This window comes from Vibrio sp. SCSIO 43133 (genome assembly GCF_023716845.1).
GTDB lineage: Bacteria > Pseudomonadota > Gammaproteobacteria > Enterobacterales > Vibrionaceae > Vibrio > Vibrio mediterranei.
The window spans coordinates 1,220,999-1,235,781 of record NZ_CP068024.1 but is presented as its reverse complement, the minus strand read 5'-3'; the positions used below and the strand labels follow the sequence as shown (position 1 = coordinate 1,235,781).

Sequence of the window (14,783 nt, the reverse complement as noted above, 5' to 3'; positions counted from 1 at the left end):
AATTGAGAATTGGTGATTGGAAAGCTCCCGTAGGGAGCTTTTTTTGTGTTTGGTCACTCACTACCATTCATTGATAAGAAGACGACTCTTCACACCCCGAATCTGTAGTCCCATCGCATCAAAAACTTCTTCAAAATCCTGACATCGAGGAGGAAGGTTAGGTAGCGACAGAGTGGCCTCAGTGAAAAAACGCTGTCTATGTTGGTCTTGTTCTCCCCAAGCAAGATGCCACCAGTTCACGATACGATTTCTAGATTCGACTAACCGCTTCTTGCTTGGCAAACGGTCACTTTTACTAGTATTTTCGTTTTCGGTCGCGGGGAGCAAGTTCCACATATCATTGTTTGGCCAATAAGTGAAAGGTAAACAATGGTCTACATGAAACGACTTAGTTAGTTTGGTATTGCTCCAAACGCTCGACACGCGATGTTTCTCTCGCTGCAACTCACCCACCCTTTTCCGCACTTCTCGTGTATCGTGATCCTTATCCAACCAAACCAGACAGTCATGGTAGCTTTGCAGCGATATATTGTTTTTCCGGTTCAACTCAAAACGCTGCATTTGCATCACCCACTGATTGACTACCAACGGTTCTATCCAAGAATTATAGAGCCTGAAGCACTCCCAAAGGCTCTGCTTAAGAACAAAGAAACCATAACTTTCGAAAAACTGAGTATCTAGATACACATTACTTTGTGTTCTACGCCGTTTGGCTGGCGCTAAGGTTGAGAACTCGTGTTTCTTGTCTTGTTTTGTTCCGGTAGAGATATGGGCGATTGGCCCTTCTTTCATGGCTTTAATCGACGCCTGAATTGTTTTCTGCAACGCTTTCGCTTCGTCTCCCCAAAACAGGCTACCAACAGCAAGATCATCCGCTGATAAATGTTTGAGCTGATGCCAACCCTCTTCTGTCACAAAACTCAATCCACTATTGGGGTTGCTATTCTGCTGTAATTTTCCGATATCGATTAGACGCTTAAAGGCTTTAACCCAATATAACGCCACCAATCCCAAAGGAATGGCAACTTCACCGCCAGTTCTATCTGACACGCATCCAGGGTGAGCATCGGCTATACGTAAAAGTACTCGCAGTAGCGCCAATTTATAGGTTGCGCTCTTACTGTCATTGACGATGATATGTCGTACCTTACTTAGGTCGCCAGAGCCATCGTCGGGTAAGCTTAAGACCACGGTTTGCCAAGATACACGGCTACGCCCTAATGAGTCACCCGAATCACTCACAGCTTTAACAAGTAAAGCCGTGTCTTTGGCAAATTGCTCCAATTCTGATGCTGAAACTGGGTAGCCAATTCGCTCATCGTCAAAGGGGCCATGGCGTAGAGTGATGATCAGTCTTCCATTAGGAGCAAGGAGGTTTGATAGCTTACGAAACGCTCGACTTCTTTGACTCGGCGGGACATGCATCCAAACGGCACTCACCAAAATTAAGTCAAACCGAATTCCAAGGCTCTGTGCAGCTTTTAAACTAGGTAATTCATCTTGTAACCACGTTACGTCATCACCAGTGTTCGCCTTACCTATTTCTCTCATTGCTAGCGACGGTTCCAACGCAAAAACCTCCGCTCCTTGTTGCGTCATCCATTTTGCATCTCGGCCCGATGACGCACCTACATCCAAAACCGTATCCCCTTCAATAGGCCAATATGGTTTCCAAGAGGAGTGCACTTCCTCAAACTTTAGTGAGTTATATTGTTTAGCCAACGAGTCTGCATTTTTGTCGTAGAAAGAGGATGTTATGGACATTGTGAGAGCCTGTTATTGGGTTGGTCCCATAATATAAGGCAGAGTTGCATAATGCTAGGAGGTCTTAGAATGGTATTAGATGGTTTGAGGTGAATCACGGTTAGAGGATTTAGGTCTTACTAGTCCTAATCTTTCGCTCAATTAGATGAAATGAAAAAGCCCTAGCATTTCTGCTGGGGCTTAGAATGTGGCGGTGAGTGAGAGATTACCATAAATTCATAACTATATATTTTAAATAGGAAATTAGTCAGATTTCAAATTTCCTATACATCTACACATACTTTTTATCTTTGTTTGTGTTACGTGACATGCCTCTCAAATCACCCCTGATTCAGTGCTTCGATTAATCAAAAAACCTTCTGAATCGATGTAACCAACTATCACAGAAACTAGATCGACACTTAAGCCTCTCGACTAATAATTTTCACACTACTCGCTAGATATCCTCTTTCGACTCATGGCACCATTTCCATCTTCGCATTATCGATGTATACCCATCAGCTAAATTTTGGCGTTAGCTAACTGAAAGATAAAAACAATCCTAAACGAAAAAGCACGTTGCGAAAGAAACACATTCCTTATCCCTTTGCCATTCTTATCGAACGTTGGGCAGGTACTAAATTTAGTACTTTGACAACTGTGAAGGGCTCAAGACGATATCTTGAGCCCTTCATTGTCAGCGAATTAGTGTTTTCAAGCTTTCATAGCTATCTACAACATCATACCTAACTTTATTTTCACTGAACTTTTCGTTCACTGTTTCAAAGAACTTTCTTGCACACTCGATCTTCGCTAGCTCAGCACCTTTTAACTGGAGAGACTGCATTGAGCCTTTCGTTTCAGCAATGAAGTAAACATGTTTGACCGATCCTTCCTGAAACGCAATTGCCCAGTCGGGATTGTAGCTACCCAAAGGAGTTGGGATAAAGAAGCCTCTTGGCAATTTCGCATATACGCTGACCTCAGTGCGAGTATCCAGTTCTTCAACAAACTTACGCTCTACTTTAGAGTCAGTAATTACGTAGTCGTAGATATGGCGTTTCAGCTTATCACCTGCGTTAGAAAAATCTTCGGAGCCGTTTGCATCGAAAATACTGGCTTCAAACTTCTCTTCTAGAGTGTCATATGCCAAATGTTCAATGACCATAGTCGCTTTCTGCTCATTGATCAGTTGCGTAGCCTTTGCGATGAAATCTTCCGGGTTGTTTTTGAACTGGTCGAAAACATGGCTTCCGATTCCACGCAGAATATCAGCTACCGTACTACGCTTTAGTTTGGTTAGCTCAGCTACCTTACCAAGCAAATCATATCTGACATTAGATTTAACCGACGCATGATACTCGGCACTTTCCGTTTCTTCTACTTTGAAACTTTGACCAGCCTTCATTTGCTCAGCATCAACATGCGCCATCTGTTCACCTCGGACAATATCGAAATGAAGCTTTTCTACTCGCAGTTTACTATCAAGAACAGGGATAGATTTTGATACCAATTCATCACTATCGAACTCAACGTTGTATATGGCTTTGTGGTTGATGCGTGCCCACAGCTCCTGAAACTCTTTCTTATCAAAGTTATTGTTAAGCTCATTTCTTTTCGCTTTCCGATCATCTGCAATATCAGGAAGCTGAGCATCAGAGTATACCGAATCAATTAGATGGAAGATTTGCTCGGCATAAGGCTGCAGGCTCTCTGGAAGCGCGGCTAGTTGCTCCTCGCGTTTAGCATCATGGTAGACGTCGGATATTCTATCGTTGTCATCTGAATAGTCATTCTTAAGCAGATAGCGGTATATCTGTTTTGCCATCTCTGGCGTCACTTCAATATCACCTTCAGGTGTACCTAACACCTTACCAGTAAAATACTTTTCATCTGCCTGTCTTGGTCTTGACGATAACGAACTACTAATATCTTGCTGTAATCCACTCACAAAGTCTTTGTAGCTCTCACTAGCGACTACGGTTAAGTGGTTGATATCATGAACTATGGATGGATGATCAACACGCTCGCCATCTTGGTCTACTGCCAAGCGCAAGCCTCGACCAACTTCTTGGCGTCGTGAAATAGTGTTATCGCTGTGCTTGAGAGTACAGATCACGAATACGTTAGGGTTATCCCACCCCTCTCTCAAAGCAGAGTGAGAGAAAATAAACCTTGTTGGTTCAGATAGATTAAGTAGGCGCTCTTTATCTTTCAAAATCAGATCGTAAGCATCAACGTCATCAGACAACCCTTTATTGTCACCACTTCTGTTAATTTTGGGATCAACCAACCGTTTCTTCTTGTCGATAGAAAAATACCCCTGGTGGATACCCGATGCCGAGTCTCGCTTCAAATAACGAGCATATGCCGTATCCGCATGCTCTCCTTTTGAGTTAAGAGGGATATAGTCGTTTACGAGTAGTTGGTACTCTTCTTCGAAGATTCGCGCGTATTCACCTTTTTCATCGGGCTGATCGTAATCGCGATATTTAGCAACTTCGTCGATAAAGAACAGGCTTAACACCTTAATGCCCTTATCAAACAAGCGTACTTCTTTGTCTAAGTGAGCTTTTATCGCCTCACGGATCTGCATTCGGCGTAATGCAATTTCACTTACATCACCTATCGCATCACCAACAGTCAGCTCTACACCGTTTAAGAAGCTGACAGTATCTGTAACAGCATTGATATCCGAAATAACAAAGTTATTTTTGTACTGCTCTAAATTATCAGACAGATCGTAAAGGTTATCGCCCTTACTCAACTTGCGAACAACACGTTTAATGCCTGATTTATTCCTAACTTCAAACTCGAGACGAGCGACCGGAGGTTTCTTCGGCGAAATTTCGATATTTTCCAGATAAAGGTAGGCATTAGTTCCTGAGAGGCCTTTCGTGGTAATACCCCTTACACCAATTTTCTTCACCAGCTTCTGGTTATACGCATCAACAGCATCCAGGCGGAAGATTTTATTTCTTTCGACACGGTGTGTTGCAGAGTAACGGAGAATAAACAGAGGGTTAAACTCGGCTAAGGACTCTAGGGTTTTCTTACCTTCCATCTTTTGCGGTTCGTCCATGATCATGATCGGACGGTTGGCTTTGATGACATCGATAGGTCGACGGCTTTGAAAATCGTCTAACTCCTCGTAGATTCTACGAGCATCCTTTCCACGAGCATTAAAGGCTTGAACGTTGATGACCATTACGTTAATGCCACCATCAGATGAAAAGCTTTCAATCTCATGGAGTTGTTTCGAGTTATAGATAAAAGGCCTAATTCGCTTACCGTAACCCTCTAGAAAGTGCTCAGCAGTGATTTCCAGCGACTTATAGACCCCTTCACGAATTGCGATGCTCGGCACAACAATAATGAACTTGGTCCAGCCGTACTGTTTGTTGAGCTCAAATATCGATTTTACAAAGCAGTAAGTCTTACCGGTACCTGTTTCCATCTCGACATCTAGATTGAGATTCGCACCGGAGGAGTATTTGACTGACTTACCGTTCACGTCTTTAAAATCAAGCAGATCTGTTGACTGAGGTATGTTTAGATGACGTTGAACCTGTTGCACATTGGCAAGTAGCTGCTGTTCATTGAGCTGAATTTCAGCATTTTTAAATGCATTTTCATCAAAATCCTGCTTTTGCTGACGAGCACCTGTGTGATCCGCCTTTTCTACACCAGGATCCATGCGATAGCGACTAGCTGCATCATTGGGTAACTGACCTTTGAAACAATCTACAATAGCTTGAACAGAAGCAGCCTGATATTTTTGATGTTTGAATTTAAGCTTCATTTTGTTCCTCAAGCTTTGCTTCTAGTTCCTCTAGCCAGTAGTTAAACAACGGACACTTCTCACGCATTTTTTGGATACCAATGCGCTGTGCAATGGCAATACCTGTTCTAGTTTTTGCAAACGTCCCATAAGGCGACAAATTTTCTAAACGCTTAGATGGCGCTGTAGCTGGGCTATTGTTAATAGACTCAGGTTCACCACATTCAGTAAGAATTGCCGTCACCAGTTTCTCATCAATACCCATCTCTGATGCTAGTATTTCACTATCTGAAAACAATAGAGACTCAAATTCATGCATAGCTACATAGGGAATAAAACGTTCATCTGAACGAGTCTCTCCGAATAACTCGTTTACAGCTTGCAGCGTTGCATCATGCAAATGAGTGGAAATCTGTGTGGGCGTCAAGCCAGGAGCTAGAGTACCCAACCCTGGCCACTCCTTCGTTCCGTAGTAATCAATAAAGGTCGTTACAAACGTATCGCCTCGCTGCTTAAGATGGTTACCGATATCCTGCTGGGCTCGTACAAAACGAACATCACCGCCTTTTTGTCCCGGCTTAGTAATTTGCGTCGCTGATATAAAAATCATTTTCGCGGCCAAATATGGTTGCAAGACACTTTCAATAAAAACTTGTTCTGTCTTCCCTTCTACGATGGCAATAACCTCGATGAACTTACTCATAGCGCGGCCCCCCGGCTATGACATTCTTAGTCCAAAGCTCACCAACAGAATAGCTTTCTAGCCATTGCGAGAAATCTTCTGGATTTAGACGTTCAAACGTTGATGCTCCATCTTTGCGATTCACCACCACAATATCTTCAATTGCGAACTGATCGATCAATGCTGGCGACTGAGTTGCAACGATTACCTGAGTACGCTGTGAAGCTTGTTGAATTAACTCAGCTAGAACATCAATTGCCGCTGGATGTAACCCTAACTCAGGTTCATCAATGATAATTGTCGAAGGTGGGTTCGGTTGCAAAAGTGCCGTCGCTAAACAGATAAAGCGAATTGAGCCATCAGATAGGTGATAAGGCTGCATCGGGTAGTCAGAACCTTTCTGGAGCCAGCTGATATTCACTTTTTGCTTAACGCCAAACTCTCGAGGCTTCAATACAAAATCGTCAAAGAATGGCGTCACTAAGCGAATCGCATTAACGATTTCTTTATACTGTGTTTCGTGGGCTGTTTTCAGCTTTTTCAGAAACGGACCAATATTCGCCGCATCAGTACGTAACACCGCATCATCTTCAACGATCTCGTACTTACGCATTGGAGCCGTTGCACTGGTATCGTGGAAGTGATAAATCATCCAAGACGCGATTTCGTCATAAACAGGTTGCGAGTAACTCGCATCTGGGCGTTTTCCTGTGACTTCTGCGACCATCTTGGACTTACCATCATAGCTATCACCAAGTTCCCACCAACCAGTCCTGCCACCTGAGTAGTATCGCGCTTCACTTTCAATAGAGCAGCTGTCCGAAGGTGTCGGAGCTAATGTAAAACGAAACCCACGAGCACCAAAACGAGTACTAAAGCTCATTTTGGGCGTAGTTTTTTCACCATTGAACAGGAGATCGCTGGCACCACCATTGTCTGAGACATAATTGCTTAGGTTGTCATTGATCAACGAGCGTAGCATCTTAAAAAATGATATCAGATTACTTTTCCCTGCCCCGTTGGCACCAACGATCACGTTGAGATTCTTCATTTCGAAATCTTCAAGTTCACGAATCGATTTGAAGCCCTTTATAGTGAGCTTATCAAGCTGAGTACTCATCGTCGATCCTCTAGATTGATTTCACGTCTGTGTTTGGAGATAGCTGCTTAAGCACTTGTTCGACATTGATCTTAGTACTATCTGAAGCAAAGCCAGCATCACGGAACACCAGGCGTAACGGTTCAAATTTAGCTAACTCTTTAACAAAGGCTTCATTGATGCCGCTTTCTTTGTCGAAGCAAGCCACAAGCGCGTTATCCGCAACAAAGAATACTGTTTTTTCATCCACAGTTTCACGACGAATAGGAAGGGTCAGATCTACCCCCCAATCCAACATGACTTGGAACAGTAGGTCTTCTTCAGTTCGATCTTCTTTGACGTTATCTACTTGTGCAAACAGGTCTTCTTGAGTCATTGTGTCTGGTTGATAATAAACATCAGCCATATTTGAGGAGTCTATTTTCAGAACTCTGAATCCAATATCTCTGTTCCATTGTTCATGTACTGCTGCCTTTGACAGCACAGCACCAGCTCTTCTAATTCTCTCTTTGGAAAGTTGATCGATAGAAACGTAACCTGCTTTTTTTGCTTCAGATTTTTGATTCACAGGTTCATTGACCTGAACCATAATGAACCTTCTCTTACCACCATCATTCGCGTTGGCTTTTAATACACTATGAGCAGTAGTCGCGGATCCTGCGAAAAAGTCTAAAACAATACTCTCTTCATCTTTGTTAGTAGATATTTCAATAAGCCTATCAATAAGCTTTGTCGGTTTTGGAGTATCAAATGATTTCGGAAATTCAAATAAAGATAGCAGTTCCGACGAAGCGTCTTCATTACTTCCGACTTCTTCTTTATCCCAATAAGTAGGGACAGTCTGCCCTTCAACCTCTGACAAAAATCTTTTAACTCGAGGTACATTATCGCCCTTTGCACCAAACCAGATTCGATTATCAGACAATAGATCATCAAATGTTCTTTTGACTAATCCCCATGATCGGCCAGATGGGGGAGTTATAACTCTCCCACTAGGCAGCGTTACCTCGAAAAACTGGTCTTTAGTCGCGCGACCAATCATTCCCGTCATATCAACAGATGCCCATGGGCCTCGAGGGTCATTGTCTGGATTAGTAAATGACGACTTCCTTTTTTCACTGAGCGCCATTTTTCCTATTGCTGCTTTAGGATCCAAAGGGTTTTTGACATAACAAAGCAAGTAATCATGAACACTACCAACTGTTGAACGCGCATCCGGAGAAGCCTTTTTTCTCCAAATAATTGATGCTACAAAGCTGTTTTCCCCAAACGCTTCATCCAAAACCTTCTTTATGTTGTCTCTTTCATTGTCATCAATAGAAACAAAGAGGGCACCATTCTCAGCTAACAAGTTCCTCGCTAATTTGACTCTAGAAATGATCATCGATAACCAACTTGAATGGAATCGTCCATTAGACTCAGTATTTTCAAAAAGTCTATTACCGTCTTCGTCCAACACATTGCTTCGTATACTAAACTCATCAACTGATTCAGAAAAGTCATCTCGATATACGAAGTCACTTCCAGTATTGTAAGGAGGATCAATATAGATCATCTTAACTTTTCCAAGATATGTTTCCTGAAGAAGCTTTAGTGCATCTAGGTTATCCCCTTCAATAAAAAGATTCTGAGTTTTATCGAAATCCACACTCTCTTCACGACAAGGACGTAGCGTTTTCGCAATCGGGGCGTTAGCCGTTAGTAGAGCCTCACGTTTACCAGGCCAGTTAAGTTGATAACGCTCTTGAGGGCCTTCGACGATGTGGCGAGACAGTTCCTGCTTTAAAAGATCAAAGTCGATGGCTTTACGCAGTTTGCCATCTTCGCCTTGCGCTTCTGTCACACAGCCAGGAAACAGCTCCGCTAGTTTTTCGATATTTTGGTCAACCATATTCGGGCTGTGCATTTTTAGTTGTTCCATATCTGGAGGCTCTCTATTGTCTAATTCTTTGTTTCTGCTCGATTCGCTGAGTGTTCACTCACTGGCCACTTAGCGAGCTAATCTGTTCTTTTAGTCGGTTGATTTCACTGTTCACATCAACCCTGCGATTGTACTGTTTTTCTTTTTGTTGCTTTGCCTGAAGCTTGGTTAACTTATCTCTGCAAGCGTTCAGCATCGCTATCCGCTTCATTTGCTCGTCTATAGACTCGCCTTCAAGTGCGGGTTCTGACAGTAGGCTTTGTAACAGCTCATTGTACAGTGTTGCCATGTTAATGATAACTGGAAGCTTTTTAGTTTCGGCATGATTTAGCTCACCTAACTTAGAGATAGCGACCCAATCGGATAGAAAGTGTTCCTTAATGACCATACTTCCGGCATCTCGCTTGCTCTCTCTTTTACAAGCCATCGCATGCTGCACTTGTGGCCGATGTGGGAGACCATTGAAGATACGAAAGAAAATGTTCGAGGGAACTGCACGATCTAATATTTCCAGTACCTCGGCATCAAGGTCCCTACAATTGGGTTTTAGATGTATATCGAAAACTTGTACCTCTGCCACATCTTCACTTTCAGCGACATTCAACGTATCTGGAGACAATTTGTATCGCCAGACTATTTGCTCGACTTGATTAACGAACAATTGTTTAGTCGCTGGCGCCAGATTTGATTGCTGATAAATCGTTTCCTTGGGAATTTTCTGCCCTTGCTTTTGACTTCCTAATGCAGCAGCTTCAGGAAATCTGAAAGGAATGAATACATGTTGTTGAGCTGATGCCATTAGCCTTCCGCCTTTACGACAATAAAGTTAATCAGCTCAAAATCTTCCAACCCTTTAATCTCATTTGCCAATGCTGATGTCTGTTTTCCACTAAACAGGCTGTTGATGTCACTAGCCTGTTTAACTTCCACAATAGAACCTATCGCTTGGTCCAATAATTCAGAGTAGAAACTCATCTCACGACCGTCTTTAGTATCTCTATTGAAGTATGTGCACGCTAGCGTGTCTGGGCCATCTTTGCCTTTACATGCAGCCCGTACCTGATCGAGCAACGGTTTTACCTGCATATGGTTAATCACAACCTCACCCGTCTCTGCCATGTAAATCAAGTAGTATGGGTGAAGTCTGTTCTGCTTATTGATGTTGACGCTATGATTACGATTGCGTAATGAGAAAATCACGCCTGGTACGAGCCCCATGTCCGGCTTTGCCGCTACCACTGCATGCAGCCCATTTGGTGTAGTGTTCATGTCCCCATTCGCTTTGATGTAATTCAGAAGATCCATGCGAAATTCATTGAGTCCGAGGTCAGTTATGGACACGCCAGTTTTGACATCTTCTAAATCTACCACTTCCTCTTGCAAACGTTTGAGCTGCTCGGTGCGATAGGCAACATCGTTTGCTTCAGCCTTTAGCACGTTATCGTCACCAGTCGCGGTAATGTCTGAGATTACCATCCTGTTTTCGACACGCTCTTTAAGGTTAATGTATTCATCCAGGCTTATATCTGGCCAGTAATTGACTAGCTGAATAGCTTGATTTGTTGACCCTATGCGATCTACTCGTCCGAACCTCTGGATTATGCGTACTGGGTTCCAATGAATGTCGTAGTTAATCAGATAGTCACAATCCTGTAGGTTCTGACCTTCTGAAATACAGTCTGTACCGATTAGAACATCAAGCTCAACAGGTTCATTTGGAAGTATCTGGGCTTTTTCTTTAGAGACAGGTGAAAACAGCGTAAGCAAGCTTTGAAAATCATAGCTCTTACCTATCGTCGACTTTGCTGCACTGCTACCAGTTACCTTTCCGGTGTGAATTTTATACTTATCTTTAAATTCTTGAGCTAAGTTCTCATAAAGGTAATCAGCGGTATCAGCAAAAGCTGTGAATATAAGAACTTTCTTATTACCTGGATTAAGAGGATGTTGCCACTTTTCAAAGATATGCTGTCGTAAATGCTGAAGCTTAGCATCCTGCTCAGGTAGCACTTTATCCATTTCCTCAAGCAGTTTGCCTATCACTTCTAGGTCGGCACTTAAGTTGTGCTCCCACGAAGGAAGATCCATATCAGCAAGGTTGATTTTTACTTTTCCGCCGGTTGAAAAGCCTTCCTGGTATTCTGTTACATCTTCATCCCAGTCAATACCATCAAAATCATTTGCGCTATCTAGATAGCCAGTATCTAATCCACTTTTCTTAAATGCTGCGATGTTACTCAATGCGTCATCAAGTATTGACTGTAGCCCTTGCAACGTTAATCGGAATGCATGGACGGAACTTTCTAAACGTTTTAGTAAGTTAATGGTCATCAGACGTTGCAGTGCTTTTTCTCGATCAACCTGACGCAGCTTACCTTTACTTCCTACATCGGTATCGTACATCTCTTCATACTTGGCGATACGACTAGGTAGGATATAGCTAATTGGGGCATAAACAGCCATCTTTAACTTCGAAAGCTGCTCGAATATCTGATTAAACCCAATTACGTCAGATCGCGCAGTCAACGCCGGGTGAAAAGACTTCGGCTTCATTCGTTCAGGGAAATGACCTATATCAGCCGTATCGTAGAACGTTTGTATATGCTTACGAGAGCGAGCAATAGTCACACTATCGAGCAGTTGGAAAAAGTCATAGTCTAGCGTCTCTAATAACGCAGAAGCAGTACGTTCTTCAGGCGCGAGATCTGCCCATGCATTAAATGATTTTTGCGCCCGTTTAAAAATTTCTTCAATACTGAACTGCGTACCTATCTGCTCTCGAAGCACATGTGAATCACCCTCGTAGGCCAATGCTAACTGATTACGTAAATCAGAGAATTTGTTGTTTACCGGTGTTGCCGACAACATCAACACCTTCGTTTTCACCCCTGCACGGATGACTTTGTTCATCAGTGACTGGTAGCGGGTTTCTTTATCTTTGTATACTTGGTTGTTTCTGAAATTATGCGACTCATCAATTACAACCAGATCGTAATTGCCCCAGTTAACTCGGTCCATCGGGATACCAAAAGACTCTCCTCTAGTACGTTGCAAATCGGTATGGCACAAGACATCAAAATTGAACCTGTCTTTTACAAAAGGATTGGTACTCAGGTTACGGTTATAGTTAAGCCAGTTATCCGCCAGTTTTTTAGGACACAAGACCAACACTGATTTGTTACGTAGCTCGTAATACTTAACTACAGCCAAGGCTGTAAATGTTTTACCTAAACCTACACTGTCGGCAAGGATACAACCATTGTATGTCTCCAGCTTATTGATGATTCCGGTAGCAGCATCTTTCTGATAATTGAACAATTTATTCCAGATTAAGCTGTCTTGGTAGCCCGTTTTATCATTCGGGAGGACATCTTCGTTAAGGTCTTCGAGGAATTCACTGAAGATGTTGTAGAGCAACTGAAAATAGATACGTTCAGGAGAGTTTTCTTGGTATACGGTAGATATGTGATTGACCAGCCTATCCGTCACATCCTGCACTTTTTCTGCATCATTCCATATTAGATCAAACATACCCATGAAAACGCTGGTGGAAGAAGGCTCGTCCATACAGGTAACAATGTTGGAAACTGCATTACCCTTTTGGTAACCAAGATCTACTGCTGAAAAACCATTAAGCGGTTGATACACGGTTTGTTCTTCACTTACTTGCACTGCCGCCAACTGCTGCATTGGTGCACCAGTCGTATTTGACCTAAACTCCACCTTTCGACGAATCCAGTCTGCACACTCTCGAGCAATCGCTTTTTGGGTAAGCTTGTTCTTTAGCTGTATTTCAAATTCAGTTCCGTAAAAACTCTTTTCTCTTTGCTCTTTCGGAATGAAAAACTCTCGCTTCTGTTTACTCAGTTTATCCGTTACTTCTGACTCAACGAATGTAGGAGAGGTAAACACAAACTCCAGTGACTCAATCTGTTCGAGCTCCTCTTTTAAAGCTTCATACGCATAGATCGAAAAACAGGATGCTGCAATTTTAAGCTTTGCTCCCGGCTTTATTGTGCTTTTTAAGTCGTCACCAAGCAGATCATTTATATTGTCGATGATACGCATTAATTATCTCCAAATGTCTGCTGCCAACGAACAAAGGCAGGTCGATGACGATCAGCCCATTGGGTACAAATTAAGTACGTTTGTCCATCACGCTGAGCAACTTTAGTTGTAGAGTAACGGTTACGGCCTTTGGCATCTTTAGCGCTACGCCTTACATCTTCTGGCCTAGCCGTTTTTGATATTTTCAGAACAGGGAATGATAGACCAAATGTGGTTTTGCAATACTCTAGCTGGGTGAGATTATTAATTTCAGAAAGAGGCAATATCACTTCTACTAGGTGCTGTATAGACTCTGTTATTTCAGCATTTGAGATCCGATTATCTCGCTGCTGATTGACAGCACTATCCCCATCTAACGCAACTGGAAATGGAAAACCTTGCGCTTGAACTGCTTTTGCAAGAAATACATTGATAGCGAGCTCGACCGGTAAGCCAAGCTCGCTAAAAATTTCTGTCGCCTTCTCAAGTAATTCACGATCTAGTTTTGAGTCTTTCATGCAATTTGCTATCCCTACAATATGTAACTTTTGTATACTAGCTCATGAAACAACTCTTGAATAGGATGGCGTTCTAAAACAACCGTCTTTCACTCATTGAACTGCACCAGAAGTTTAGGAGCTGCAGTTAAGTAACCAAAAAGCTAAGGGGTTGGCTTAGAATAGAGCATCCATATTAACAGCGGCTGTATTGGCTGTTGTTATCGAACTTACCAACCCATTATTATCAAAATATTTACAATACGAGAACGCACCGTTTACGAGCTTCTACTTATTCCAATGCCTCTTTACTGTTGCAATCCCTATCCCTAGCAACTCTGACACTTTAGACTGAGATAAACCTTCCGCTTTTTTGGCTTGAACAGCCATTGTTGTTCTCTGTGCCGCTGGTCTACCTAGCTTTTTACCTTCAGCTCTAGCACGTTCAATTCCTTCTTTTGTTCGCTCTCGAATTCGATTTCGCTCAAATTCTGCAAATGCCGAAAACATCTGAAGCATCAATTTCCCCTCAGCGCTAGAAAGATCTGAAACCGGCAAATCAAGGCAAACTACTTGGATACCTTTTTCACTCAGAAGGTTAATAGTATTCTGAACATCGATATTATCTCTACCTAGCCTATCTAGTTTCAAAACCACAAGTTGATCGCCACATTCCATACGATGTTCGATTAATGTTTTGAATTTTTCCCGCTTCATCGCTTCAACCGAACCTGAGACAGTTTCACTAATCACGCGCCCTTCGTTTACCTCATACCCTTTTTGTCGAATTGCGATAATCTGGTTCTCCGTCGATTGCTCGACAGTAGAAACCCGGCAATATGCAAATGTACGCAAACTGCTCCCTCCTATTACGTATCATCTATTATGGTATCAATATAGTTTTAGTATCACAAACTAAAACCCTATTTTTATGATACCCATACAGTCAAAAAATAGCTGGTATCAACATTCGAGTGTTTTTTGATACCAGCTATAAGACTCCACATTATCTG

Annotated in this window: 9 protein-coding genes; all 9 read right to left on the bottom strand. The window is 42.5% G+C overall.

The window, feature by feature from the left end:
- Nucleotides 1-60: 60 nt before the first annotated feature.
- The 9 genes from JKJ11_RS05970 to JKJ11_RS05930 all read right to left on the bottom strand — a co-directional run bounded on the left by JKJ11_RS05970 (nt 61) and on the right by JKJ11_RS05930 (nt 14,625).
- Entirely contained in the window at nt 61-1,764 is a 1,704-nt protein-coding gene (locus JKJ11_RS05970) for a class I SAM-dependent methyltransferase (RefSeq protein WP_252038886.1), read from the bottom strand.
- A 676-nt stretch (nt 1,765-2,440) separates the two neighbouring features.
- On the bottom strand, nt 2,441-5,545 hold the full coding sequence (locus JKJ11_RS05965) for a type III restriction-modification system endonuclease (RefSeq protein WP_252038885.1): 3,105 nt from the start codon (nt 5,543-5,545) through the stop codon (nt 2,441-2,443).
- Nucleotides 5,535-6,227, bottom strand: coding sequence for a DUF4276 family protein (locus JKJ11_RS05960; protein WP_252038884.1), 693 nt, complete (start codon nt 6,225-6,227; stop codon nt 5,535-5,537). The genes JKJ11_RS05965 and JKJ11_RS05960 overlap by 11 nt, the downstream gene beginning before the upstream one ends.
- On the bottom strand, nt 6,220-7,326 hold the full coding sequence (locus JKJ11_RS05955) for an AAA family ATPase (RefSeq protein ID WP_252038883.1): 1,107 nt from the start codon (nt 7,324-7,326) through the stop codon (nt 6,220-6,222). Before JKJ11_RS05955 ends, JKJ11_RS05960 begins: the two co-directional genes overlap by 8 nt.
- Before the next feature lie 10 nt (nt 7,327-7,336).
- On the bottom strand, nt 7,337-9,226 hold the full coding sequence (locus tag JKJ11_RS05950; protein ID WP_252038882.1) for a site-specific DNA-methyltransferase: 1,890 nt from the start codon (nt 9,224-9,226) through the stop codon (nt 7,337-7,339).
- A 58-nt stretch (nt 9,227-9,284) separates the two neighbouring features.
- The gene (locus tag JKJ11_RS05945; protein WP_252038881.1) at nt 9,285-10,025 is read right to left on the bottom strand and encodes a DUF4391 domain-containing protein; all 741 of its coding nucleotides are present in this window, start codon (nt 10,023-10,025) and stop codon (nt 9,285-9,287) included.
- Nucleotides 10,025-13,294, bottom strand: coding sequence for a helicase-related protein (locus JKJ11_RS05940; protein WP_252038880.1), 3,270 nt, complete (start codon nt 13,292-13,294; stop codon nt 10,025-10,027). The genes JKJ11_RS05945 and JKJ11_RS05940 overlap by 1 nt, the downstream gene beginning before the upstream one ends.
- Nucleotides 13,294-13,791: an addiction module antitoxin gene (locus JKJ11_RS05935; protein WP_252038879.1), complete on the bottom strand. Its 498-nt coding sequence runs from the start codon at nt 13,789-13,791 to the stop codon at nt 13,294-13,296. Before JKJ11_RS05935 ends, JKJ11_RS05940 begins: the two co-directional genes overlap by 1 nt.
- Before the next feature lie 267 nt (nt 13,792-14,058).
- On the bottom strand, nt 14,059-14,625 hold the full coding sequence (locus JKJ11_RS05930) for a recombinase family protein (RefSeq protein WP_252038878.1): 567 nt from the start codon (nt 14,623-14,625) through the stop codon (nt 14,059-14,061).
- Between the last annotated feature and the right edge of the window lie 158 nt (nt 14,626-14,783).